Below are 23,187 nucleotides of genomic sequence, written 5' to 3' on the forward strand. Positions count from 1 at the left end.
TGATGTGGTGTCTGTGAGGCCGCCTTCGCGAGCAAGCCCGCTCCCACATTTTGGAATGCATTCCCCTGTGGGAGCGAGCTTGCTCGCGATTAGCGGCGCCACCGATTTACAGGTTTTCCAGCGCCATATTCAGCGCCAACACGTTCACCACCGGTGGTCCCACCAATGGCTGCTCGATGTGCGCATCCATCAATTGTTGAAGGGTCGCCACCGGCAGATTACGTGCCGCCGCAACACGCGCCAGTTGATAGGCAATCGCGGCCGGTGGCAAGTGTGGATCGAGGCCGCTGCCGGAGGTGGTCACCAACGCCAACGGTACTGCCCCCTGACCGGGCACCAGCAGTTTGTTGGCATCGTCAATCACACGAGTTGCAAGGGCCGGATTGCTCGGCGACAGGTTGCTGGCGCTACTCGACACGGTGGCAAACGCACCGGCCGATGGCCGTGGATGGAACCAGGCGTCGCCGACGAAATCCTGGGCGATCAGTGAGGAACCGCGAACCTTGCCGTCGGCATCGTGTACGAGGCTGCCGTTGGCCTGGTCCGGGAATGCAACCTGGGCGACACCGGTGACCACCAGTGGATAGGCGACGCCGGTGATCAGGGTCATCAGGACAAGCAGGCTCAGGGCCGGGCGTATCATTGTGGACATTTCTGAATCCTCGAAATTGGGGAGTTTAAAACTGTGGTGTGTCATGGAGATCCACCCCCTCACCCCAGCCCTCTCCCCACGGGGGAGAGGGGGAAAGGGAGCCGATCTTTGTGCCTTTCAGAACCTGAGTTCGACTCGGTCTTTCAGGTCGATGTAGCTCCAAGAACACCTCGATCAGTCCCCTCTACCCCTTGGGGAGAGGGTTAGGGTGAGGGGGCGATCTCAAAGTCAAACCAAATGCAGTGCAGTGAGCAACATGTCGATCGCCTTGATCCCCACAAACGGCACCACAATCCCGCCCAATCCATAGATCAACAGATTGCGTCGCAGCAACGCCGCCGCACTCGCCGCCTGCACCCGCACACCGCGCAATGCCAATGGAATCAGCACCACAATAATCAAGGCGTTAAACACGATCGCCGAGAGAATCGCGCTCTGCGGACTGCTCAGGTGCATGACGTTCAGCACGCCCAGTTGCGGGTAGATCGAGGCGAACAACGCCGGCAAAATCGCGAAGTACTTGGCCACGTCGTTGGCGATGGAAAACGTCGTCAGCGCACCGCGGGTCACCAGCAATTCCTTGCCGATCTGCACCACGTCCAGCAGTTTGGTTGGATCGCTGTCGAGGTCGACCATGTTCGCCGCCTCGCGTGCCGCTTGCGTGCCGTCGTTCATCGCCATGCCCACGTCCGCCTGGGCCAGGGCCGGGGCGTCGTTGGCGCCGTCGCCACACATGGCGACCAGGCGACCGTCGTTCTGCTCGTGGCGAATGCGCGCCAGTTTTTTCTCCGGGGTGGCTTCGGCCAGCACGTCATCGACGCCCGCTTCTGCCGCAATCGCTGCAGCGGTCAGCGGGTTGTCGCCGGTCACCATGACGGTGCGAATCCCCAGCTTGCGCAGTTCGGCGAAACGCTCGCGGATGCCGGGTTTGACCACGTCTTTGAGGTGGATCGCGCCGAGCAATTTACCATCGGCGCACACCAGCAACGGAGTGCCGCCGCTCTGGGCGATCTTGTCGATTTCCCGGGACAGCGGCGCGGCCAGATCGGCGCGTTTCAGGCCAACGAAGGCCAACAACGAATCCACCGCGCCTTTGCGATACACCCGGCCCTGATAGTCGACACCGGACAGACGAGTTTCGGCACTGAACGGTACGGCAGTCAGCAGCTCGGCACTTGGCTCAGGCTGCGGATGCAGACCGCGCAGGTACTCAACGATGGATTTGCCTTCAGCGGTGTCATCGGCCAGCGAGGCGAACAATGCACCCTCGGCGAGTTCCTTGGCGGTGACGCCAGGTGCCGCGTAAACCGCGGTGCAACGACGGTTACCGAAGGTGATGGTGCCGGTTTTGTCCAGCAGCAGGACGTGTACGTCCCCCGCCGCTTCCACGGCGCGACCGGATTTGGCGATCACATTCAGGCGCACCAGACGGTCCATCCCGGCGATACCGATGGCCGACAACAGACCGCCAATGGTGGTCGGAATCAGCGTGACCAACAACGCCACCAGGAACACCAGCGGCAGGCTGCCGTTGGCGAAGTGGGCGAACGGTTGCAGGGTGACAACCACCAGCAGGAAGATCAGGGTCAGGCCGATCAGCAGGATGTCGAGCGCCACTTCGTTCGGGGTTTTCTGGCGTTTGGCGCCTTCGACCAGGGCGATCATGCGATCGAGTGTCGACTCGCCCGGGTTGGCGGTGATGCGCACCAACAGCCAGTCGGACACCAGTCGGGTGTTACCGGTGACGGCCGAACGGTCGCCGCCGGACTCGCGAATCACTGGCGCGGATTCACCGGTAATCGCCGCTTCGTTGACCGCTGCGATGCCTTCGATCACCTCGCCGTCACCGGGGATCATTTCCCCCGCTTCAACGCGGACCACATCGCCCTTGCGCAGGCTGGTGGCCGGCACGACTTGAAAGGCGCCGTTGCTGGTTTTGCGGCGAGCACTCAAGCCTTCGCTACCGGCCTTGAGGCTGTCGGCGCGGGCCTTGCCGCGACCTTCGGCCAGTGCTTCGGCGAAGTTGGCGAACAGCACGGTGAACCACAACCACAAGGCGATTTGCGCGGCGACAAAGGTCGGCACGCTGCTGTCGGGAATGAAGCACAGCACGGTGGTCAGGATCGCGGTCAGTTCGACCACCAGCATCACCGGCGCACGCTGCAATTGCCGAGGGTCGAGCTTGACGAAGGCTTGCACCAGCGCCGGACGCCAGAGGGCCGAGATCGCGGTTTTCGGTTGTTCCGGCGCCTTGACGGTGGCGGTTTTAGTTGCGGGCATATTCATCATTGATTCCTCAGAAGCCCAAGCTCAAATGTTCAGCAATAGGACCCAGCGCCAATGTCGGCAGGAAGGTCAAACCACCCACCAGCAAAATGGTCACAGTCAGCAAGGTCACGAACAGCGGGCCATGGGTCGGGAAGCTGTTCTGGCCGATCGGTGCGGTTTTCTTCATCGCCAGGCTGCCGGCCAACGCCAGTACCGGGAGGATGTAACCGAAGCGACCGATCAACATGCCCAGACCCAGCATCAGGTTGTGGAACGCGGTGTTGGCACCGAAGCCGCCAAACGCCGAACCGTTGTTGGCGCTGGCCGAGGTGTAGGCGTACAGCAACTGGCTGAAACCGTGGGCACCGGGGTTGCTCACCGCCGCGACCGGGCCGGGCAGGCTCGCGGCAATCGCGCCAAGTACCAGGACACCGACCGGCATCACCAGCAAGGTCACGACCAGCAACTGGACTTCTTTGGCTTGCAGCTTTTTGCCGAGGTATTCCGGGGTGCGGCCGATCATCAGGCCGGCGAGGAACACCGCGATCAACACGTTCAACAACATGCCGTAGAGCCCGGCACCGACGCCGCCGAAGATCACTTCGCCGACCATCATGTTGACCAGCGCGACCATGCCACTCAGCGGGTTGAGGCTGTCGTGCATGCCGTTGACCGAACCGTTGGACGCCGCGGTGGTGGTCACCGACCACAGCACCGTGGCGGTCGTGCCGAAGCGTGCTTCCTTGCCTTCCAGCGGCGCGGTCTGTTCGACGGCGGCATTGTTCAGGGTCGGGTTCGGCTGGTATTCAGCCCACAGCGACGTCGCGCCGCCGATCAGGAACAGCGCCAACATGCAAGCGATGATCGCGCGGCTCTGTCGCAGGTCTTTCACGTAGTGGCCGAAGGTGAACACCAACGCCACCGGGATCAGAATGATCGAACCGACTTCAAACAGGTTGCTCCACGCCGTCGGGTTCTCGAACGGGTGCGCCGAGTTGACGCCAAAGAAGCCACCACCGTTGGTGCCCAGTTGCTTGATCGCAATCTGGCTGGCGGCCGGGCCGAGCGGGATCACCTGATCGACGCCTTGCATCGTCACGGCATTCACATACTGAGCGAAGGTTTGTGGCACGCCCTGCCAGACCAGATACAGCGCCAGCAGCAAGCACAGCGGCAGCAAGCCGTAGAGGGTGGCGCGGGTCATGTCGACCCAGAAGTTGCCGAGGGTCTTGCTCGACTTGCGACCGATACCGCGACACAGAGCTACCAATACGGCGAGGCCGGTGGCGGCGCTGACGAAGTTTTGCACGGTGAGGCCGACCATCTGACTCAGGTAGCTCAGGGTCGCTTCGCCGCTGTAAGACTGCCAGTTGGTATTGGTCATGAAGCTGACGGCGGTGTTGAACGCTTGCGTCCACTCCTGACCCGGCAGGTTTTGCGGGTTCAGCGGCAAGTGGTCCTGGAACAACAGGATCGCGAACAACAGCAAGAAGCCCGCGAGGTTGAAGGCGAGCAAGGCCAGGGTGTATTTCTGCCAGCTCTGTTCGGCCTGCGGATCTACGCCGGCCACCCGATAACATCCACGCTCTACCGGGCCGAGGATCGGAGTCAGCCAGGTGCGCTGACCTTCCATCACCTTGTAGTAAAAGCGCCCCAGAAACGGTGCCGGAATCAGCACCAGGGCGAAGAAGGCGAGGATCAGCCAATAGTCATAACTGTGCATAGCCGCTCCTAGTTCCGGTCCGCGCGCAACAGCGCAACCAACAGATAAATGAACAGCCCCACTGCCAGTAGCAGTGACACCCCGTCCAGAACGCTCATGGAAGTTCTCCGTGTTACGGCGTATTGCCGCGTGTGGAGTCATTGTCGGTAGGGAGGCTGTAAAGGAACGAGATCGAGGGGTGTGGCGGGGCATAAAAAAAGCGTAAAGAGTGGGTTTACGCTAGGGTTACGGTGGTGTCTGGGGGCATACAACACCTTTCGGGTTTTATCAGGCGTCTCTATCGTCCTGCATCGATGGATAAGACTCCACAAAACCAAAGTTGGATGAACAATCTATTGCACCACCCAGCTCCTGCCGACAAGATATGACCGTTTGCGTTTTCGACTACTGAAAAAGGCTGGCCACCATGCGTATCCTCATCACCGGCGGTGCCGGTTTCATTGGCTCTGCCTTGATTCGCGAGCTGATCCGGCACACCGAACATGAAGTGCTCAACCTGGACAAGCTGACCTACGCCGGCAATCTCGAATCGCTGACCGGCATTGCCAACGACACTCGCTACGAGTTCGTTCAAGCCGATATCGTTGATCAGGCGAACGTCAGCGCGGTGCTGACACGTTTCCAGCCGCAGGCGATCATGCACCTGGCAGCGGAATCCCACGTAGACCGCTCCATCGACGGACCTTCGGATTTCATCCAGACCAACATCGTCGGCACCTACAGCCTGCTGGAGGCCACCCGCGCCTATTGGCAAACCCTCGCCGAGCCGGAAAAAAGCGCCTTCCGTTTCCATCACATCTCCACTGACGAGGTCTATGGCGACCTGCATGGCGCCGATGATCTGTTTACGGAAACGACGCCCTACGCCCCGAGTTCGCCGTACTCCGCCAGCAAAGCGGCATCCGACCACCTGGTCCGTGCCTGGCAGCGAACCTATGGCCTGCCGGTGCTGTTGACCAACTGCTCGAACAATTACGGGCCGTTTCACTTCCCCGAAAAATTGATCCCGCTGGTCATCCTCAATGCCTTGGCCGGCAAGCCGCTGCCGGTGTACGGCGATGGCCTGCAAATCCGCGACTGGCTGTTCGTCGAAGATCACGCCCGGGCGCTGCTCAAAGTGGTGACCACCGGCATCGTCGGCGAGACCTACAACATCGGCGGGCACAACGAACAAAAGAATATCGACGTGGTGCGTGGCCTATGCGCCCTGCTTGAAGAACTGGCACCGCGCAAGCCCGAGGGTGTCGCGCACTACGCCGACCTGATCACGTTCGTCCAGGATCGTCCTGGCCATGACCTGCGCTACGCGATCGATGCCAGCAAGATCGAACACGAACTGGGCTGGGTACCCGAAGAGACCTTCGAAACCGGCCTTCGCAAAACCGTTCAGTGGTACTTGAACAACCTTGAGTGGTGCCGTCGCGTTCAGGATGGCAGCTACCAGGGTGAACGCCTTGGCGCCATCAATCCCCAGGAGCTTCATGCATGATGAAAGGTATCGTTTTGGCGGGCGGCTCGGGCACACGCCTGCATCCGATCACGCTCGGGGTGTCCAAACAGCTGTTGCCGGTCTACGACAAACCGATGATCTATTACCCGATTTCGGTCCTGATGCTGGCCGGCATCAAAGACATTTTAGTGATCTCTACTCCCCAGGATCTGCCCCAGTACCGCAATCTGCTGGGTGATGGCAGTCAGTTCGGGGTCAATTTCAGCTATGCCGAGCAGCCGTCACCGGATGGTCTGGCCCAGGCTTTTCTGATTGGCGAAAGGTTCATCGGCAATGATCCTGTGTGCCTGATCCTCGGCGACAACATTTTCCATGGTCAACACTTTGGAGAGCAGTTGCAAAACGCCGCAACACGCACTTCTGGCGCTACCGTGTTCGGCTATTGGGTCAAAGACCCGGAGCGATTCGGCGTAATTGATTTCGACAGCCAGGGCCGTGCCCTGTCGATCGAAGAAAAGCCGAAAACACCGAAATCCAGCTATGCCGTCACCGGCCTGTATTTCTACGACAACGATGTAATCAGCATCGCCAAAGCGGTAAAGCCTTCGCCTCGCGGCGAGCTGGAAATCACCGACGTCAACAATGCGTATCTCAAACGGGGAGACCTGCAAGTCGAGCGCTTCGGCCGTGGTTTCGCCTGGCTCGACACCGGCACCCACGACAGCTTGCTCGATGCCTCTCAGTACGTGCAGACCATCGAACGTCGACAAGGCTTGAAAGTCGCCTGCCTCGAAGAGATCGCTTATGAAAAGAACTGGATCAACCGCGAACAGCTGCTGGAGCGTGCCCGCTACTTCGGCAAGACCGGGTATGGCCAGTACCTGGCCAAGCTCGCCGGGGATAAACAATGGATGTGAATGAAACCGGTCTGCGCGGCGAAGTGATCATCGGTAAAAGGCTGCAAGAGGCTGATCTGCTCCCATGAGAGTTCTCATCAGCGGCCAGCATGGTCAGGTCTCGCGAGAACTGCAGCGTCGACTGGGGGGTGTCGGCGAGTTGATCGTGCTGGGTCGCGATCAACTCGATCTGGCACAACCCGAGCAGATTCGCCAACAGGTACAAAAGGTTCGTCCGGATCTGATCATCAACGCGGCGGCCCACACAGCGGTCGATCTGGCTGAAAGCGAGCCAGAAACAGCCTTTGCCATCAACGCCGTGGCCCCTGGCATCTTTGCCGAAGAAGCACTGAAGCTTGGCATCCCGCTGATTCACTACTCCACCGATTATGTATTCGACGGCATGAAGGTCGGGCCTTATAACGAAGACGACACGCCAAACCCGCTCGGGGTTTACGGCAAGAGCAAACTGGCCGGTGAACGGGCGATCACTGACGTGCAAGGCAAACATCTTGTCCTGCGTACCAGTTGGGTCTATTCGACCCATGGCCGCAATTTCCTGCTGACGATGCAACGCTTGCTGCAAGAGAGACCGGAAGTACGCATTGTCGCCGATCAGATCGGCGCACCTACCTGGGCAGGCACTATTGCCAATAGCACCCTTGCCCTGATCGAACGCTGGCAGGCCGGTAAGGCCCCTGCCTGGGGTACATATCATCTGACCGCACAGGGGGAAACCTCCTGGTTCGGCTTCGCCCAGGCCATTGGCGAAGCGTTACGGCAACAGGGAAAGCCCTGCGCAAACCTGCTGCCGATTCCCTCCAGCGATTACCCGACACCGGCGGCCCGACCGCTCAACTCATGCCTTGATTGCAGTCGCCTGCAACGTGAATGGGGCATCAGCCAACCTGACTGGCAACTTGCGCTGCGCGAATGTCTTGCCGAGCAAGGCTAAACCTACAAGCAGGACTTGCCCACGAAGACGGCAAAACCGCCATCAGCGCCCCCAACTGGCGCACCCATTTGCGCACATCGAGCGGCAAACATCCCCGATACGACAGCTTTCGGCGCTTTACGACGCGTCAACACACAATGGCACGCCCACTGCAAACGCCCTCCCCCGAGCTTTCCAAACCGTTCAGGGAGCAAGGCATGAACACACAACTCAAACCCACGCTGGGCACGCTGCACCTGTGGGGCATTGCGGTCGGGCTGGTGATTTCCGGTGAATACTTCGGCTGGAGTTACGGCTGGGGCGTCGCGGGCACACTCGGTTTTCTGGTGACGTCCTTCATGGTCGCCACCATGTACACCTGCTTCATCTTCAGTTTCACCGAGCTGACCACCGCGATTCCCCATGCCGGCGGTCCCTTTGCCTACAGCCGCCGCGCCTTTGGCGAGAAAGGCGGATTGATCGCGGGACTGGCGACACTGATTGAATTTGTCTTCGCTCCGCCGGCCATCGCACTAGCGATCGGTGCGTATCTGAACGTGCAGTTTCCAGCGCTTGATCCGAAACACGCAGCGGTCGGCGCCTACATCGTGTTCATGGGCCTGAACATCCTCGGGGTGAAACTGGCCGCAACTTTCGAGTTGGTGGTTTGCGTGCTGGCGGTCGCCGAACTGCTGGTGTTCATGGGCGTGGTCGCTCCGGCGTTCAGCTTCAGTAACTTCGCGCTGAACGGCTGGGCCGGTTCCGATGTGTTTGGCGCGCAGGCGATTGCCGGGATGTTCGCGGCGATTCCGTTCGCTATTTGGTTTTTCCTGGCCATCGAAGGCGCGGCCATGGCCGCCGAAGAAGCCAAGGACCCGAAACGCACCATTCCGAAGGCCTACATCAGCGGCATTCTGACGCTGGTTTTGCTGGCGATGGGCGTGATGTTCTTTGCCGGCGGTGTCGGTGACTGGCGCACATTATCGAACATCAACGACCCGCTGCCGCAAGCGATGAAAACCGTGGTCGGCGAAAGCTCGGGCTGGTTGCACATGCTGGTGTGGATCGGCCTGTTCGGCCTGGTGGCGAGTTTCCACGGCATCATCCTCGGCTACTCGCGGCAGTTCTTCGCCCTCGCCCGGGCCGGTTACCTGCCGGCGTCCCTGGCCAAATTGTCACGCTTTCAGACACCGCACCGGGCAATCATCGCCGGGGGCGTGATTGGCATTGCCGCGATCTACAGTGATGGTTTGATTAACCTGGGCGGCATGACGCTGACGGCGGCGATGATCACGATGGCGGTCTTCGGGGCAATCGTGATGTACATCATGAGCATGCTCAGCCTGTTCAAACTGCGCAAAACCGAACCGAATCTGGAGCGCACCTTTCGCGCGCCGTGCTATCCGTTGGTGCCGCTCATTGCGCTGGTGCTGGCGGTGGTGTGCCTGGTGGCAATGGCCTGGTTCAACACGTTGATCGGGTTGATCTTCCTGGGCTTCATGGCGGTGGGGTTCGTGTACTTCATGCTGACGGCGCAACTGCGTGCCGATGCACCGGCGGACGCGATGCTGACCGGGCTCTAAACAGGCGAAGTACGGCTGTCAGAACAGGCATAGAATGGAACCACTGCGAAAATTAATCGCTCAAAGTGGTATGCACGATCGATTGGCAAAACCCGCCAATCGGCCTGCCCTCAAGGAGAGCCCTATGCCCTGGTATGCCTGGTTGATTCTGATCGTTGCAATCGGCTCGATCGTTGGTGGTTTGATGATGTTGCGTGACACCGCCAACAAGGTCGAACTGACCGAGGAGCAACGTAAACGCGTCGCTGAACGCAACGCGGAAGCGGATGCCAAGGATGCGCAGGACCGCTAACAGAACAAACCCCGCCATTCTCATCAAATGACGGGGTTTTGCGTTTCTACTTTTCCCAATCGGCCTTGGCGATGTGCAGGCCATGCAGCCCTTTGTATGCCGCGCGTTCCGGCTGGCTCCAGCCCTCAAGCAACGAATCCTCCAACCGATAAATCTCTACTCCAAGCGGGCGACACACGCTTAGCGGGTCCTGTGCATCCGGCCCCCACATGGCCAGCGACAGATCACCGCCCGGGCAGGTCGAGAGCGCGCAGAGCAGATCGATTTCGGCAAAGAATTCCAGGTAATCGCCCTTCTGCGCCGGACAGGCTTTCATGAAGTACATGTCGTCGTGATTCAGACCCGTGCACTGGAAAATGTTCAGCACGTCATGCACGTCGAATTCGGTCAGCCCATGAGGTAGCACTGCGCGGGTAAGGTTCGAGTGGCAGTGATGGTGGAAGTCTTCGCCGGTGAGCATTTTGTTCACATAAGGGTCGCAGCGGGTGCCCAGCAAGTCGTGCAAGCGACCGCCATGTTCGTCGATCCCGTAACCAGCCAGGCTGTCATCGGTGATGGTTACCAGCGGCCGCAAAAAAGGCAGGTTCGACCAGAGCCGGTCATGGGTGCTGACGTGTGCGCCCTGTAACTGTCGGGTCCGTGCCGCCCACAAACGCTCCCGTGGATCGTTGGCATTCCAGACGTTGAAATCCCCGACTTGCGGCCCGACGGGGGTGGTCACGCGAAACACATGCCCGGCCGGTACCTTCCAGGCGCGACCGGTGCGGATCGGCACCTCGAATGCCTCGATCAGCGTGCGCCCCTCCTTCGCATCGCGAATCCGCTCGTAGAAGGCTTTGTCCACCTGCAATGCGGAACCTTTGCTGACTTGATAGGCCGCCGGATAGTCTTTGTACATGGCACGAATCCTCGATCAGTGATGGGAAACTGGGGCAAGCATTTGCAACAGGAGGTGTTCGGAATCGTCGAGATACAGGCTCATGGCATCCTCGGCCGCACGTTTGTCGCCCTCGGCCAACAAATCATGAATCTGCCGGTCACGCGCCAGCCAGGGCGCCTGAAAACGTGACTCATCGGGAGCAGTGCAGAACACCAGGCGCAATTGCGCTACGACGTTGGTGAAGAACTCGTCGAACAATGGACTGCGCAGCAATCCGACAATGTGCTGATGAAAGGCCAGGCTGTGGGTGCCGACGGCGCGCCAGTCTTCGCGCTCCCGGGCAAGCTCGGTGGCTTCCAGGGCCTCGAGCATCCGGTCGGATTGATAGTCGCGCAGCGGCTGACTTGCGCTGATGGCCTGCAGCTCCAGGGTGCGCCTGACCTTGAACAGATCCCGCACGTCCTCGACGCCCAGCCTGCGCACCATCACACCCTTGTTGCGCACATAACGGGTCAGACCTTCCTGCCCTAGGCGATGCAGCGCTTCGCGAATGGTATTGCGGGATGCGTTATAGGCGGACACCAGATCGTTTTCCACCAACGCCATGCCGGGCAGCAAACGGCCGCCAATGATATCGGCGCGCAACTCAAGTGTGATGTGGTCGGCCAGGGACAGTCCGCTGTTCATACTCATTGCCTCATGATTGTTCAACAATCGTCAGCTAATGAGTAATCACTATTCGTGCCATTTGCTGAAAACGGCGTTCTACCAAGATCGACGCATCTGCATGCTTTTTAGAAGTAGAAGTACAATCACCATCCCATTTTCATTGGTTAATATGGCGCATTGTTGCGGAGATACCCGATGCGTTACTCGCAGGACCATAAAGCCCAGACCCACCAACGCATCATCAAGGAAGCGTCAGCACGCTTTCGCCGCGATGGCATTGGCGCGACAGGTCTGCAACCGCTGATGAAAGCACTGGGGTTGACTCACGGCGGCTTCTACTCGCACTTCAAATCCAAAGACGAACTGGTGGAAAAGGCGTTGCAAGCCGCGGGCGAGCAGGTCGATGTGATTTGCGCCGAACTCTTCGCTCAAGATCGTCCGCTGGAAGCGTTCATCGATACCTATTTGTCCGAATGGCACCAGACTTCACCCGATGAGGGTTGCCCGTTGCCGACCATGTCATCGGAACTCGGCCTGCGCGGGCAGCAGAGCCCGACCACTGACGTGGTGCTCAACGCACGGCTCGAACAAGTGCAAGGCACTCTTGAAGACGAGGACGCCGCCGACCAAAGCATCGTCATCATGTCGACACTGGTCGGGGCTTTATTGCTGTCACGCAGTGTCGAAAACCCCGAGCTGGCTCAGCGGATTCTCGACGTAACTCGCGCTTATCTCAAACAGTCCCGGGACTAGCCCTCCCAACGCTTGAACAGCACGCTGGCATTCACCCCACCAAACCCGAAGCCATTGGACAGCGCGTATTCGATAGCCATCGGCCGCGCCTGACCGTGGACGATGTCCACGCCTTGGGCGGCGGGGTCCGGCGTATCGAAGTTGAGGGTGGCCGGCACGACCTGATCGCGAATCGCCAACAACGTGAAGATCGCCTCGATACCGCCTGCTGCACCGAGCAAATGCCCGGTGGCCGATTTGGTCGATGTCACGGCGATTTTGTTATCCGTGCCGAACAACGCCTTGATGGCCGCCAACTCTCCCAAGTCCCCAACCGGGGTCGAGGTTGCGTGAGCATTGAGATGCTGCACCTGCGCCGGCGAAATGCCCGCCTGGGCCAATGCCAGCGACATCGCCCGTTGTGCACCACTGCCATCCTCGGGACCTGCCGTCAGGTGATAGGCGTCGGCACTGGTGCCGTAACCGACCAGTTCCGCCAGCGGCTGAGCACCGCGGGCCAAGGCATGTTCCAGGGATTCGATCACCAGAAGGCCCGCGCCCTCCCCCATGACGAAGCCATCGCGGCCACTGTCGAACGGCCGCGAGGCTCGCTCCGGGGTATCGTTATAACCGCTGGACAAGGCGCGAGCCGCGGCAAACCCGGCGAGACTGACACGATCAATCGCCGCTTCCGCGCCGCCACACACCGCAATGTCTGCCTCGCCACACCGAATCAGCCGCGCCGCATCACCAATCGCCTGCACCCCGGCCGCGCAAGCCGTCACCGGTGCACCCAATGGCCCCTTGAAACCGTGCTGAATCGACACATGACCCGCGGCGAGGTTGACCAGAAATGAAGGAATGGTGAACGGCGACAGGCGTCGCGGCCCACGGCTGTCCGTGGTGCGCACCGCATCCGCTATCGCACCGAAACCACCCACGCCGGAACCGATAATGGTTGCCGTACGCTCCTGGGCATTGGCGTCCGCCGCTTGCCAACCGGCCTGCTCCAGCGCCTGACGCGCCGCTTCCATGGCAAACATAATGAAGCGGTCCATCTTCTTCTGCTCTTTGGGCGCCGTCGCCCGATCCGGGTCAAAACCCGCCTCGGGATCGTCAGCCAGCGTCGGCACTGCGCCACCGACCTTGGCCGGCAAATCGGCAACCACCTCATCCGGCAAATTGCGTAACCCGGAACGCCCGGCCAACAAACGCGACCAGACGGCTTCGACACCAGAGCCCAATGGAGACACCAGGCCCATGCCCGTTACAACTATTCGACGATTACTCATACTGCAAATACCTCAAGCCGATTCATGACGCCTCACGTGTAACGCGCGGCGGCCTTACTTTTGGAAAGATTCGGCGCCATTACATGACGCGCCGCAACGAAGGCGTCCCAGTCAGCCGCATCCGGCAATGAAGGAATGGTGATCAACTCACCCTGGTCCAGACCCGACAACGCCGCATCGACCATCTCCCCGGCTTCCATAACCATATCCGCCGGAATCTGGGTCGCGTCGATACCGGAGCGTTCCCAGATTTCGGTGCGTGTGACGCCTGGCAATACTGCTTGCACCTTGACCCCAGTGCCCTCCAGTTCAGCGTTCAACGACTGCGTCAGACTTAACACATAGGCCTTGCTGGCACTGTAAGTCGCGTTGAAGCGCTCGGGAAACAACGCCACCACTGACCCGATATTGATGATCGTCCCCCGACCCGCCTTGGCAAAACTGGCGGCCGCTGCCGATGCCAACCGCGTAACCGTTGTCACGTTCAGTTGAATCAAACGCTCCAGCTGATCCATGTCGGAATTGGCCAACAAACCATCCGCAGCAACACCGGCGTTGTTCAGCAACAGGCTGATACTTGAATCACTGCGAAGACGCTGCTCAAGCTTCAGCACATCATCCTTTTGCGTCAGATCCGCCTTCAGCACCTCGACCTGAACGCCATGCTCGGCGCGCAATTTGGTCGCCGCCGCTTCCAGCCGCTCTTGATCACGGGCGACCAATAACAAATCAAAACCACGTGCCGCCAAACGCTCAGCGTAGATCGCGCCGATACCGGAAGAGGCTCCGGTGACGAGGGCCGTACCTTGAGTTTGAACAGAATTCATGAGAGTGCTCCTGGGAGAGGCTTGGGAAGAAGGCTAGCGCATGAGGCAACCGCATCAGCGAAGTGAATTATTATAGGCATAATCCAACGCCAATATTATAGTCGTAATTTTTACTGGGCCGACAGACGGTCGTCGCCGTCGTTCAAGAACCAGTTAAGGCCACTTATCACACGCTCGCCTCAGTAGCCGGCGCTTCTATCCAGGATTGGGTGTTGTAGTGGTCAACTAATCCCGGACACGACGTTAAGTTTTTCTTCGGCCCGAGCTGGCGCCAGTCCATCGTTGAATTGATGGGGCCGAATCCAGTTGTACCGATGCATCAAAAAATCACTGATATCGCGTTGGGCTTCTTGAGCAGTCCTGTAGCCCGTGGTCGGTATCCATTCTGTTTTCAAGCTGCGGAACACGCGCTCCATCGGCGCGTTGTCCCAGCAATTTCCCCGACGACTCATGCTCTGACGCATTCGATAACGCCACAGTCGCTGGCGAAATAAACGACTCGCGTACTGGGCGGATTCAACCGGTCGTCGCAACACTGGATTGTTGAATTGATTTTAGATACTTGTTTAGTGCTTCGGCAGGTGTTTTCCAGCCGAGTGTTTTCCGAGGCCTTGTGTTCAGCGCATGGGCTACGGCTTGGATCTCTTGGGCACTCCAGCGAGACAGGTCGGTACCTTTCGGGAAGTATTGGCGCAGAAGACCGTTCGTATTCTCGTTCGTGCCGCGCTGCCATGGACTATGAGGGTCAGCAAAAAAGACCTTCACTCCGGATTCGATGGTAAATCGAGCGTGATCAGATAGTTCCTTTCCACGATCCCAAGTCAAAGATTGCCACAATTCGATGGGTAGGTCAGTCACCGTCTTCTTCAGTGCATTGGCCATAGTGACAGCCCCGTAGCCGGCCAGCGCCGGGCCGTTCTTCGTTCGAGGAATTAGCCCATAACCTTCCTCGCGAGGCAGGTGGACGAGCATGGTGAATCGAGTTGAGCGCTCGACCAGGGTTCCAATCGCAGATCGGTTCAGACCGATGATCAGGTCTCCCTCCCTATGCCCTGGTACAGCCCGGTCTTCCACCTCAGCAGGGCGACTGGAGATCATGACATCCTCGCTGACGTGCGCCCATGTTTTGGCCTGCGCCCTAGCTCTCGGCACACGCAATGCTCGCCCTGTGCGCAGGCAGCTCACTAGCTCGCGCTTAAGAGCTCCTCGCCCCTGAATATAGAGGGCCTGATATATGGCTTCGTGAGAGATGCGCATGGATTCATCGTCCGGAAAATCGATCTTTAACCGGTTGGTAATCTGTTCGGGCGACCAGCCATTGACCCATTTACGGTCACTGCGATGTGGTTTATTTCGGCCTTTGAAGGGAGCTTGTCGAGGCCCAACAATCTCGCGACCATTAGCGCCGTGAACTTTACCCTCCAGACGGTCTTGCACGTAGTGACACAGCCGCGGGTTAGTCAACAGTTTCGCTGGCTTCGGTCTTTTGGCAACCAGTTCTGCCTTCCATTGTGCGACTGAAGCACGATACTCAAGCCGACCGCAACGAGTTGCAGCATTACGTGTCAGTTCCCGTGAAACTGTCGACGGGCTTCGTCCAAGGAGACGCGCAATCTCACGTACGCCAACACCTTTCGCCCGAAGCAGCCCAATCTCTTCTCGCTCTGCGAACGATAAGTACCTTCCGGATATTTGGTTAGACATGAACAATGGCATCCCGCCCCGATGACGGAACCAGCGTGTGCCTACCGCTGATGATACGCCAGTCGCCTCCGCTGCCTTTTCGCTTGTGATCCCGGTTGCGATTTGTTTCCAGAATAGCCGCTCGATTTCATTACGAAGTGACGGCGCACCTGGCGAACGCATCGCTCCACGCCCCGTCAACTTTTGCATCCAGCCTGCAGACCGTCCCATAAACACCTCGATCAAAGGTGTTGCGACGACCGGTTGAATCCGCCCTGCGACCCTTGATCAGAGTGAAACAGCAGGCCCTGAGGCCTTCCTCGTTGTTCGTAGGCCATATCCAGCGCCTTGATAACCAGCTCGGCGTCCGGCTTTTCCGACAACGCCCAGCCCACCACCCGGCGCGCGCAAAGATCCATCACGACCGCCAGATAATGCCATTTCCCCTGAGCCCAAATGTAGGTGATGTCGCCGCACCACACTTGGTTGGGTGCCGGGACATCGAACTCCCGATTCAAGATGTTCGGGATATCCAACCGCTCAACCGTCGCCCGTTTATAAGCATGAGACCCTGGCTGTTTGCTCACGAGATCAAGCTCACGCATCAAGCTGCGTACTTTGAACCGACCGAGTTGCTCACCATCGTCACGCATCAACGAGAGAATGCTACGGCTGCCGGCAGCACTGCGACTTTGCGAAAACAACTCGCTCACCCGGCTGCGTAGCCGAAGCCGTTCGACATCAGGCGTTCGACGCTTGAGGCGGTGGGCGTAGTAACTTGAGCGGTTGATTTCAAACACTTGGCACAGCCAATCAACCGGCTCGTGGACGCTCAGCTGATTGATCAGCGCGTACGCTCGTGATCTTCCGACATCAAGAGCGCGGTAGCCTTTTTTAGTATCGATTTCTCCCGTTCAAGGCGGGCGATCCGGGCTTCCAGCTCCTGGATTTTCTGCTGCTCTGATGTCAGCGCTTTGCTCTGCGGAGTAACGCCTTGGCGTTCCTTCTGAACCTGGTCAACCCAACGGCGCAGGGCCGACTCGCCGACGCCGAGTGAACGGCTGGCTTCGATGTAGCTGTAGTTTTGCTTGAGCACGAGGTCGGCAGCCTCGCGTTTGAACTCAGCGGAAAAGGAACGGCGTTGTTTGGTCATCTGACACCTCGATCTGGCGAGCATTCTCGCCTAAATGGGTGTCCGGTTTCATTAGACCACTACATGTGGAGATGAACGGACCGGCGGCCCCCGCAAGAGATCGCCAGTGGCATCGGTGACATAGACGCGTTCGATTACGTGTGTCTATGGCATCATACCGCCGTTCTCAGACACGAAGAAAACAGCATGACCCTGAATCACATCATTTTCGATAGATTATCCAACCCGCGGAATATCGCCTTAACTTCCCTAGGGCTTGTACCGCTTTTCTTCTTCCTTTGGTTTATTGCCCCCGTCAATCCGACGATGCAGCAGGCGGAAAGTTGGTCAACATTAAGTATGGTCGGTTCACTCGCCTACTTAGCTATATCGAGCATCCTCGTCCATCGAACCTTCGTACATACCTATGTGTTCTTTATAGGTTGTATGTCTTTATTTATTGGAGGCCGATTTATAGCGCATGCAATGGGGTTCGATCTTTCGATTCTGGAAATGGAGAGCAGCTTCTTCTCGGTTCACCGACCAGACTTCGTCACTATCGATCTGAGCGCAAATGAAGGGCTTCACTTATCGCTATATATAGTGACCTGCCTGCATGCAATGCATGCCGGGTATATGCTTTTCATATGGAAAAAAACGAAAGGGATAACGCCCACCATTGATTTAGAGTGGACAAAAAACCTGAAAATCCCCGCTATCCTGCTTGCTACAGTTTCGTCTTTGGCTTTTTTGATCAGTTTCCCAGAAGTCTATCGAAGCGTTCACAGTGACGGGTATATATCATTGTACAAAGCAGCGTCTTCAGATTTTACGACGCGCGGAATTACTGCGGCTCAATATGGACTCTTGCTAGCGCTCGGCCTGGCTTTTGCTTCGCGCAGCAAATGGCTGGGATGGTGCATATTGGGGTTGTTGGCAATCTATTACACGGCCAATCTACAACTGGGAGTACGCGGCGGAATTATGGGATTTGCGTTACTCTTCGTTTGGCTGTTCCACACTAAAATCAAACGCATTGATCGTATTGCATTGGTGGGAATTCCTATTATTCTTGCCGGCTTGCTGATACTGGCAGCGATAGGTCCTCGTGCGGCTCACTTCGGAGAAAACACTGCAGTTTACTTACCGTGGTTCATTGATAATCAAGGATTGACGGCACTTTATATCCATGCAGCCATGCAGATTGACACATACCCATCCCTTGCCTATCTGCACAGCTTTTTTCCCGCGACACCGACTATTGCCGCACTCCTGGGCATTACTGTGCCCTTGGATCAACTGTACTTCGGGCAGTTTCTATCCAAAACAACCCTTTCAGGTGATGCCTATCAGCAAGGGTTTGGCATGGGGTGGTCGTTATTGTCGGACTTCTACGCGTACACCCTATGGATCCCCGGGTTGTATTTGATTGCAGCAGCCGGGTTTGGTGTTGCTTTGGCCAAGCTTGTGAGTTCCACGAACCCACTCGTTTTCGGCGCACATGTGATGATATTTGTGAAAATCATGTTGCTGCCACGCACAGGGCTTTACAGCATTTTCCCATTCCTGCTCGTTTATGTGGCGATCCTGGCCGCTTGCTACCTGGGCAGCCGCATCATGCGACGAAAACTGGAAGTATCCCTGAAGTGAGGTTGTGGGAGGTTGCGCCACACCCTGGCGCCCTCCCACATCCTAATCCTGACTCTGTTTGGTTCGTAAGCGTCCGCCCGACACCCTCTTGCTGATCAGGCCTTCGCTTGCTTCAACCATTGATTGACCCTCTCGCAGTCAAACGTCGTCGGATCGAACCCATCATCCCCATACCATTCCAACATTGCCTCATGCACAGGGTGATTCGGATCCGCCAACGCTGCCAGAAAATCTTCATACCCTGGCGCGCCACCGATGTCCTCCGGCGGGCGAGCATTGGCTCCATCGATGCAACACGGCACTTGCGGGAAAATAATCGCGGGCAACGTTTTCTCGACTTTAATTCGCAGTTCCCAGTTGTCGCCGAAGTCATAGACATAGCGAAACGTCTTCTTCCCGTACAACACGCTGATCAGCTTTTTGCGCTGCTCCGAAATCACTGGCGGGCCCCATTCCGCGTCCGGCATACCATAACTTTCACCATCAATTTCAAACTCGTGCAGGTGCGTATCGCTCCAGCCAAAAACGGCCTGGATTACGCGATGCAACTTGCTCAAGGTGATGTTTTCAGGCACCGCCACCCGACGCCAGATCGAAGGTTTTATCCATTTAAATTCCATGTGCAGTATCAGCACACGGTCGGTTTCAACCACGGACAGATGGGATGTTTTTGGCATGGATCAAGCAGCCTCGCAGTGTTCGAGAGGATTAAGAGAAACGTTCCAGGGCAGTAGTTCGCCCACCCGATTGATCGGGTGGGCGGCGATCCGCTCCAGCACATGGGTCAAATAGGCTTGCGGGTTCAGGTCGTTGAGTTTGGCCGAGCCTACCAGGCTGTAAATTGCAGCGGCTCGCTCTCCACAGGCATCGGAACCCACGAACAGATAATTTTTGCGACCCAAAGCGACGGCGCGCAGCGCGCGTTCGGCAGCGTTGTTGTCGATTTCGATTCGCCCGTCATCGCAGTAGCGCGCCAAGGCCTGCCATCGATTCAGGGCATAGAGAATCGCTCTGCCCAATGCCGACTTTTTCGACAATTGAGTCAGCGTCTGGTTAAGCCACGCGTGCAACTGTTCCAGCAGCGGGCTTGCCCGGCTTTGCCGAGCGGCTTTTCGCAGGTCGGGTGGTTGGCCTCGAATCTCGCTTTCGATGGCATATAAGGCAGCGATTCGTTGCAGAACTTCGGCGGCAAGTGGTGAGGACTGATCTTTATAAACGTCGTAAAACTTACGCAGGGCGTGAGCCCAGCAGGCAGCTTCTTGAACACTACCCGAGCTATACAACTGAGCAAAACCGGCGTAGCCGTCGGCCTGCAAGATCCCGCTGAAGTTTTTGAGATGAGCACGGGGATGTTGCCCCTTGCGATCCGGCGAGTAAGCAAACCATACCGCCGCCGGCGTCGTGTAGCCGGCGGGTCGGTCATCGCGCACATACGTCCACAGGCGTGCCGTTTTTGTTTTGCCGGTGCCCGGTGCGAGTGCGCCAATCGGCGTGTCGTCGGCGTGGACTTTATGGCCACTCATGACGTGGCTCTTGAGAGCGTTGATCAGCGGCCTGAGCAACTGGCTGCTCTGACCGACCCAGTCGGCCAAGGTCGAGCGCTCCAGATCCACGCCCTCGCGGGCGTAGATCTCGGACTGTCGATACAAAGGAAGATGGTCAACGAATTTGGAGACCAATACATGGGCCAGTAGCCCAGGGCCTGCCAGGCCCCGGGCTATCGGGCGGCTCGGCGCAGGTACTTGGGCGATGTGCTCGCAGCAGCGGCAAACCAGCTTGGGGCGAACATGGCGAATCACCTTGAAACGTGCAGGAACGTACTCCAGCACCTCAGACACATCCTCCCCCAACTGACGAAGCGTCCCACCACAACCGGAGCATTGCGACTCGGGCTGATGGACATGGATTTCGCGGGGGAGATGTTCAGGCAATGGTTTACGGCGGGAAACTGTACGAGGTGCTGGCTCAGTGATTGGCATCACTTCGGCCTGGCTGACCTCCAGCTCTTCAAGGCTCAACTGGAGTTGGTCGATCATCGCGTCCAGTTGCTCGGAACTGCGACCGAACTGCGTGCGCCGCAATTTGGCGATCATCATTTTCAGGCGCTCAATCTCTGCCCGCTGGGTAGAGACCCGCGCCTTTAAGGTTTGGAGATCATTGGGCAAGGAGTCGGTCACGTGAGTCATGGCCGAATGTTACTAAGAATTTTCAGCGCGTAAAGTCAGACCGCGAGGACGGGTGCTGTACGAATTGGCCTGCGCCAATCAATGCCCTCCAACAGCATCGACAACTGCGCCGCCGTCAGCGACACGCTGCCGCTGTTCGCCTGCGGCCAAACAAAACGGCCTTGCTCCAGGCGTTTGCAGAACAGGCATAAACCGTCGCCGTCCCACCACAGCAATTTGATCCGATCACCGCGTCGTCCGCGAAAGGCAAAGATCTGGCCGGAGAAGGGATCGGCTTCCAGCTGTGTTTGTACCAATGCTGCCAATCCGTCGAAGCCACGGCGCATGTCGGTGACGCCGGCGGCGATCCAGATACGAGTTCCAGCGGGAGGTGCAATCATCGCAGCAACTGCTGCAAGGTGAGTTGCAAGGTCTGCGGGTCAGGTGTGCCGGTGATGCGTAGCTTGGCTTTTCCTACTTCTATAAGGATCTCGGAATGGGATTCTTGCGGCAGCGGCGCTGCTGACGGCAAGTCGATGGGTGCTTTGATCACCTCGACTTGCAAGAACGTTGCGCTCTGGCTGACCGGGCCGAATGCCCCGTCCTGGTATTGCTGCCGCCAGCGAAAAACCATGTTGGCATTGACGTCGTGCTCGCGAGCAATCATCGACACTGAAGTGCCGGGTTGGTATGAGGCTTCGACGACCTTGCGTTTGAATACGGTTGGGAAGTTCGGGCGGCGACCGGGGCGACGAGCGGGAGCTATATCCAAGATAGTGTCCACTAAAAAATGGTGTCCACTATCTTGGCTAATTTGGAGAACGGTCAGGAGTGGGTGCTGACCGGACGGTTACTTTGGTTCTACCGGCGCTTCAAGACTGCGGAGACGACCGCTGAGTCACTTGAACATCGCCCACATCGCCCCCCAGTTTCTCAAACAGCCGATTTTTTATCACCACAGCACAAATCACCATATACAACGTGAACATTGGCTGACGAAGCATGAAATGCGCACCAGAAAAAACCATCAAGACCACGAGCAGTGTTATCGAATACGGATCGCGCGCCTTGATCGCTCCAATAATCAGCCAAATATACAAAGCAGCAAATAGGACAACGCCTACGATACCCACTTGGGTAAGCATGTCTAAAAGAAGATTGTGGGCTTCTTGCCTTACGTCAGGCGAGTCCAGATAGGAAAATGCGCCTGGTCCATGGCCGACTATCGGGGACAATTTCCATACATCAAAAGCGTGAACCCAAAGGGTCTTGCGCACTCCTGCTTTGTTTGGATCCAGGCCGACCCCAAGTGCTGAATCAGATCTACCAAAAGCTGGAGGGGCTGGAGCTTCCTCGATCACAGCATCTTGATCCGAACTTTTCCTTTTGGAAGTCGGATCAAATCCAAGATCAGTGAGAAGGCTTAACATTTTTGAAGCCTGCCCATCAACTACTTGCTCGCCCCTATCAACAATTCCGTTCAGCCCGGTTGACGACATTTTTTCCGAGATTTCTGCCCGGACCGTCTCGAAGGTTTGCTGGCCATAACCATCAAAGAAAAATTTAAACGAGACAAATGCGAGCACGAAGGCGGCGATCATTGTCGCAAAGAACCTCCAATTAATATTTCCCAACCAGCACCAAGCTATTACTGTCAATAACGGCAGACCAATGCACCATGCCAAGAGCAGCGCATCGCTTCTCACGCAGAATCCTAGAAAGAAAAAGAACCAAAGAAAAAAGAACTTCTTAACAAACCGCCATCCTTGCCAATGGGTATTTTGGGAAATAGCCGCCAGCCAGATCGGAACCGGCAGTAAAAATAACGCAAGCTGGTTAGGATTCGTTGACCATGCCGCGACGCGGGACGGGTAAAACGTTGTATTTATGTCCAACAAATCCGAGAGCCAGACACTGCCAATCAGAAAAATAAATAGCGGAACGGCGAGCAGCAGGACAGGAATGGTTCCCATGGCTCTAATGAATCGTTGGAACTCAGCTTTATTCAAATCGCCGACGTAAGTTAGAACGATCAGAGTAAAACCAGCTGCGTATAGATAGGCAATCGCAGTATGTATCGTTCCCGCGCCGTGCACGGAGCCCATGAAATAACCAACTATTGCAGTGGCTATGAATGAGATCCAAAACAACATGAGCGGATGTTTCAGATTCTGCAGGAATCCACTATGACGAAAAAATCCAAACGCCGCCAAGAACACAATGAGCTCACCCACCCCCATAGGCAGACCTGGAAAACGAAGCATGGTTGAAACCGACAAGAAGGCGACCAACGCCGCTATTACAGGTGCAACACTGTTCTTATGCATTTGCAAACGACACTCTCTTATCAACGACGAGC

At 57.5% G+C, this 23,187-nt stretch carries 21 protein-coding genes and 2 pseudogenes; 7 read left to right on the top strand and 16 right to left on the bottom strand.

What is annotated here, in order from left to right; translation table 11 throughout:
* Positions 1-106 precede the first annotated feature (106 nt).
* The 4 genes from kdpC to kdpF form a co-directional block, all read right to left on the bottom strand.
* On the bottom strand, positions 107-652 hold the full coding sequence (gene kdpC, locus ACA056_RS20125; protein ID WP_497267216.1) for a potassium-transporting ATPase subunit KdpC: 546 nt from the start codon (positions 650-652) through the stop codon (positions 107-109).
* A 228-nt stretch (positions 653-880) separates the two neighbouring features.
* Positions 881-2,938 carry a potassium-transporting ATPase subunit KdpB gene (gene kdpB / locus ACA056_RS20130; RefSeq protein ID WP_497267218.1) on the bottom strand — a complete coding sequence of 686 codons (2,058 nt, stop codon included), beginning with the start codon at positions 2,936-2,938 and terminating at the stop codon, positions 881-883.
* A 10-nt stretch (positions 2,939-2,948) separates the two neighbouring features.
* Positions 2,949-4,643, bottom strand: a complete 1,695-nt coding sequence (gene kdpA, locus ACA056_RS20135) for a potassium-transporting ATPase subunit KdpA (RefSeq protein ID WP_497267220.1) — start codon at positions 4,641-4,643, stop codon at positions 2,949-2,951.
* Between the two features lie 8 nt (positions 4,644-4,651).
* Positions 4,652-4,741 carry a K(+)-transporting ATPase subunit F gene (gene kdpF, locus ACA056_RS20140; protein WP_007899818.1) on the bottom strand — a complete coding sequence of 30 codons (90 nt, stop codon included), beginning with the start codon at positions 4,739-4,741 and terminating at the stop codon, positions 4,652-4,654.
* A 308-nt stretch (positions 4,742-5,049) separates the two neighbouring features.
* Between kdpF and rfbB the strand changes: the two genes are divergently transcribed.
* From rfbB to ACA056_RS20165, 5 genes are all read left to right on the top strand, one after another.
* Positions 5,050-6,132, top strand: a complete 1,083-nt coding sequence (gene rfbB / locus ACA056_RS20145) for a dTDP-glucose 4,6-dehydratase (protein WP_497267222.1) — start codon at positions 5,050-5,052, stop codon at positions 6,130-6,132.
* Positions 6,129-7,010: a glucose-1-phosphate thymidylyltransferase RfbA gene (gene rfbA, locus ACA056_RS20150; protein ID WP_497267224.1), complete on the top strand. Its 882-nt coding sequence runs from the start codon at positions 6,129-6,131 to the stop codon at positions 7,008-7,010. The genes rfbB and rfbA overlap by 4 nt, the downstream gene beginning before the upstream one ends.
* A 64-nt stretch (positions 7,011-7,074) precedes the next feature.
* Complete coding sequence (gene rfbD / locus ACA056_RS20155) at positions 7,075-7,944, top strand: dTDP-4-dehydrorhamnose reductase (RefSeq protein WP_497267226.1); 870 nt, start codon at positions 7,075-7,077, stop codon at positions 7,942-7,944.
* A 197-nt stretch (positions 7,945-8,141) separates the two neighbouring features.
* Positions 8,142-9,506 carry an ethanolamine permease gene (gene eat, locus ACA056_RS20160; protein WP_497267228.1) on the top strand — a complete coding sequence of 455 codons (1,365 nt, stop codon included), beginning with the start codon at positions 8,142-8,144 and terminating at the stop codon, positions 9,504-9,506.
* Positions 9,507-9,630: 124 nt separating this feature from the next.
* Positions 9,631-9,798, top strand: coding sequence for a DUF2897 family protein (locus ACA056_RS20165; RefSeq protein ID WP_008006000.1), 168 nt, complete (start codon positions 9,631-9,633; stop codon positions 9,796-9,798).
* A gap of 46 nt (positions 9,799-9,844) precedes the next feature.
* Here the strand turns inward: ACA056_RS20165 and ACA056_RS20170 are convergent, their stop codons facing one another.
* Positions 9,845-10,696: an urea carboxylase-associated family protein gene (locus ACA056_RS20170; protein ID WP_497267230.1), complete on the bottom strand. Its 852-nt coding sequence runs from the start codon at positions 10,694-10,696 to the stop codon at positions 9,845-9,847.
* A gap of 15 nt (positions 10,697-10,711) precedes the next feature.
* Complete coding sequence (locus ACA056_RS20175; RefSeq protein WP_497267232.1) at positions 10,712-11,365, bottom strand: GntR family transcriptional regulator; 654 nt, start codon at positions 11,363-11,365, stop codon at positions 10,712-10,714.
* A gap of 177 nt (positions 11,366-11,542) precedes the next feature.
* Between ACA056_RS20175 and ACA056_RS20180 the strand changes: the two genes are divergently transcribed.
* Entirely contained in the window at positions 11,543-12,100 is a 558-nt protein-coding gene (locus ACA056_RS20180; RefSeq protein WP_497267234.1) for a TetR/AcrR family transcriptional regulator, read from the top strand.
* Here ACA056_RS20180 and fabF read toward each other — a convergent pair.
* The 5 genes and pseudogenes from fabF to ACA056_RS20205 form a co-directional block, all read right to left on the bottom strand.
* Positions 12,097-13,371 (bottom strand): beta-ketoacyl-ACP synthase II, encoded by a 1,275-nt coding sequence (fabF, locus tag ACA056_RS20185; protein ID WP_497267236.1) that lies wholly within the window; start codon positions 13,369-13,371, stop codon positions 12,097-12,099. The two genes, ACA056_RS20180 and fabF, sit on opposite strands and share 4 nt — an antisense overlap.
* 32 nt (positions 13,372-13,403) lie before the next feature.
* Positions 13,404-14,198: an SDR family NAD(P)-dependent oxidoreductase gene (locus ACA056_RS20190; RefSeq protein ID WP_497267238.1), complete on the bottom strand. Its 795-nt coding sequence runs from the start codon at positions 14,196-14,198 to the stop codon at positions 13,404-13,406.
* Between the two features lie 221 nt (positions 14,199-14,419).
* A pseudogene (locus ACA056_RS20195) lies at positions 14,420-14,710 on the bottom strand (integrase core domain-containing protein); the annotation flags it as partial.
* A gap of 4 nt (positions 14,711-14,714) precedes the next feature.
* Positions 14,715-16,091 carry an IS30 family transposase gene (locus tag ACA056_RS20200; RefSeq protein ID WP_497267240.1) on the bottom strand — a complete coding sequence of 459 codons (1,377 nt, stop codon included), beginning with the start codon at positions 16,089-16,091 and terminating at the stop codon, positions 14,715-14,717.
* 35 nt (positions 16,092-16,126) lie between these two features.
* A pseudogene (locus tag ACA056_RS20205) lies at positions 16,127-17,034 on the bottom strand (IS3 family transposase); the annotation flags it as partial.
* A gap of 186 nt (positions 17,035-17,220) precedes the next feature.
* Here ACA056_RS20205 and wzy point away from each other — a divergent pair.
* A complete protein-coding gene (gene wzy / locus ACA056_RS20210; RefSeq protein ID WP_497267242.1) occupies positions 17,221-18,663 on the top strand; it encodes an O-antigen polysaccharide polymerase Wzy in 1,443 nt (480 codons plus the stop codon).
* A gap of 95 nt (positions 18,664-18,758) precedes the next feature.
* Here wzy and ACA056_RS20215 read toward each other — a convergent pair whose 3' ends face one another.
* The 5 genes from ACA056_RS20215 to ACA056_RS20235 all read right to left on the bottom strand — a co-directional run bounded on the left by ACA056_RS20215 (position 18,759) and on the right by ACA056_RS20235 (position 23,155).
* Entirely contained in the window at positions 18,759-19,340 is a 582-nt protein-coding gene (locus ACA056_RS20215; RefSeq protein WP_497267244.1) for a plasmid pRiA4b ORF-3 family protein, read from the bottom strand.
* A gap of 3 nt (positions 19,341-19,343) precedes the next feature.
* Positions 19,344-20,849, bottom strand: a complete 1,506-nt coding sequence (gene tnpC, locus ACA056_RS20220) for an IS66 family transposase (protein WP_497267246.1) — start codon at positions 20,847-20,849, stop codon at positions 19,344-19,346.
* Between the two features lie 35 nt (positions 20,850-20,884).
* Entirely contained in the window at positions 20,885-21,229 is a 345-nt protein-coding gene (gene tnpB / locus ACA056_RS20225; protein ID WP_057395731.1) for an IS66 family insertion sequence element accessory protein TnpB, read from the bottom strand.
* Positions 21,226-21,600: an IS66-like element accessory protein TnpA gene (gene tnpA, locus ACA056_RS20230; protein WP_497267248.1), complete on the bottom strand. Its 375-nt coding sequence runs from the start codon at positions 21,598-21,600 to the stop codon at positions 21,226-21,228. The genes tnpB and tnpA overlap by 4 nt, the downstream gene beginning before the upstream one ends.
* A 100-nt stretch (positions 21,601-21,700) precedes the next feature.
* Positions 21,701-23,155, bottom strand: a complete 1,455-nt coding sequence (locus ACA056_RS20235) for an O-antigen ligase family protein (RefSeq protein ID WP_497267250.1) — start codon at positions 23,153-23,155, stop codon at positions 21,701-21,703.
* Between the last annotated feature and the right edge of the window lie 32 nt (positions 23,156-23,187).

This window comes from Pseudomonas sp. LBUM1666, from assembly GCF_059695775.1.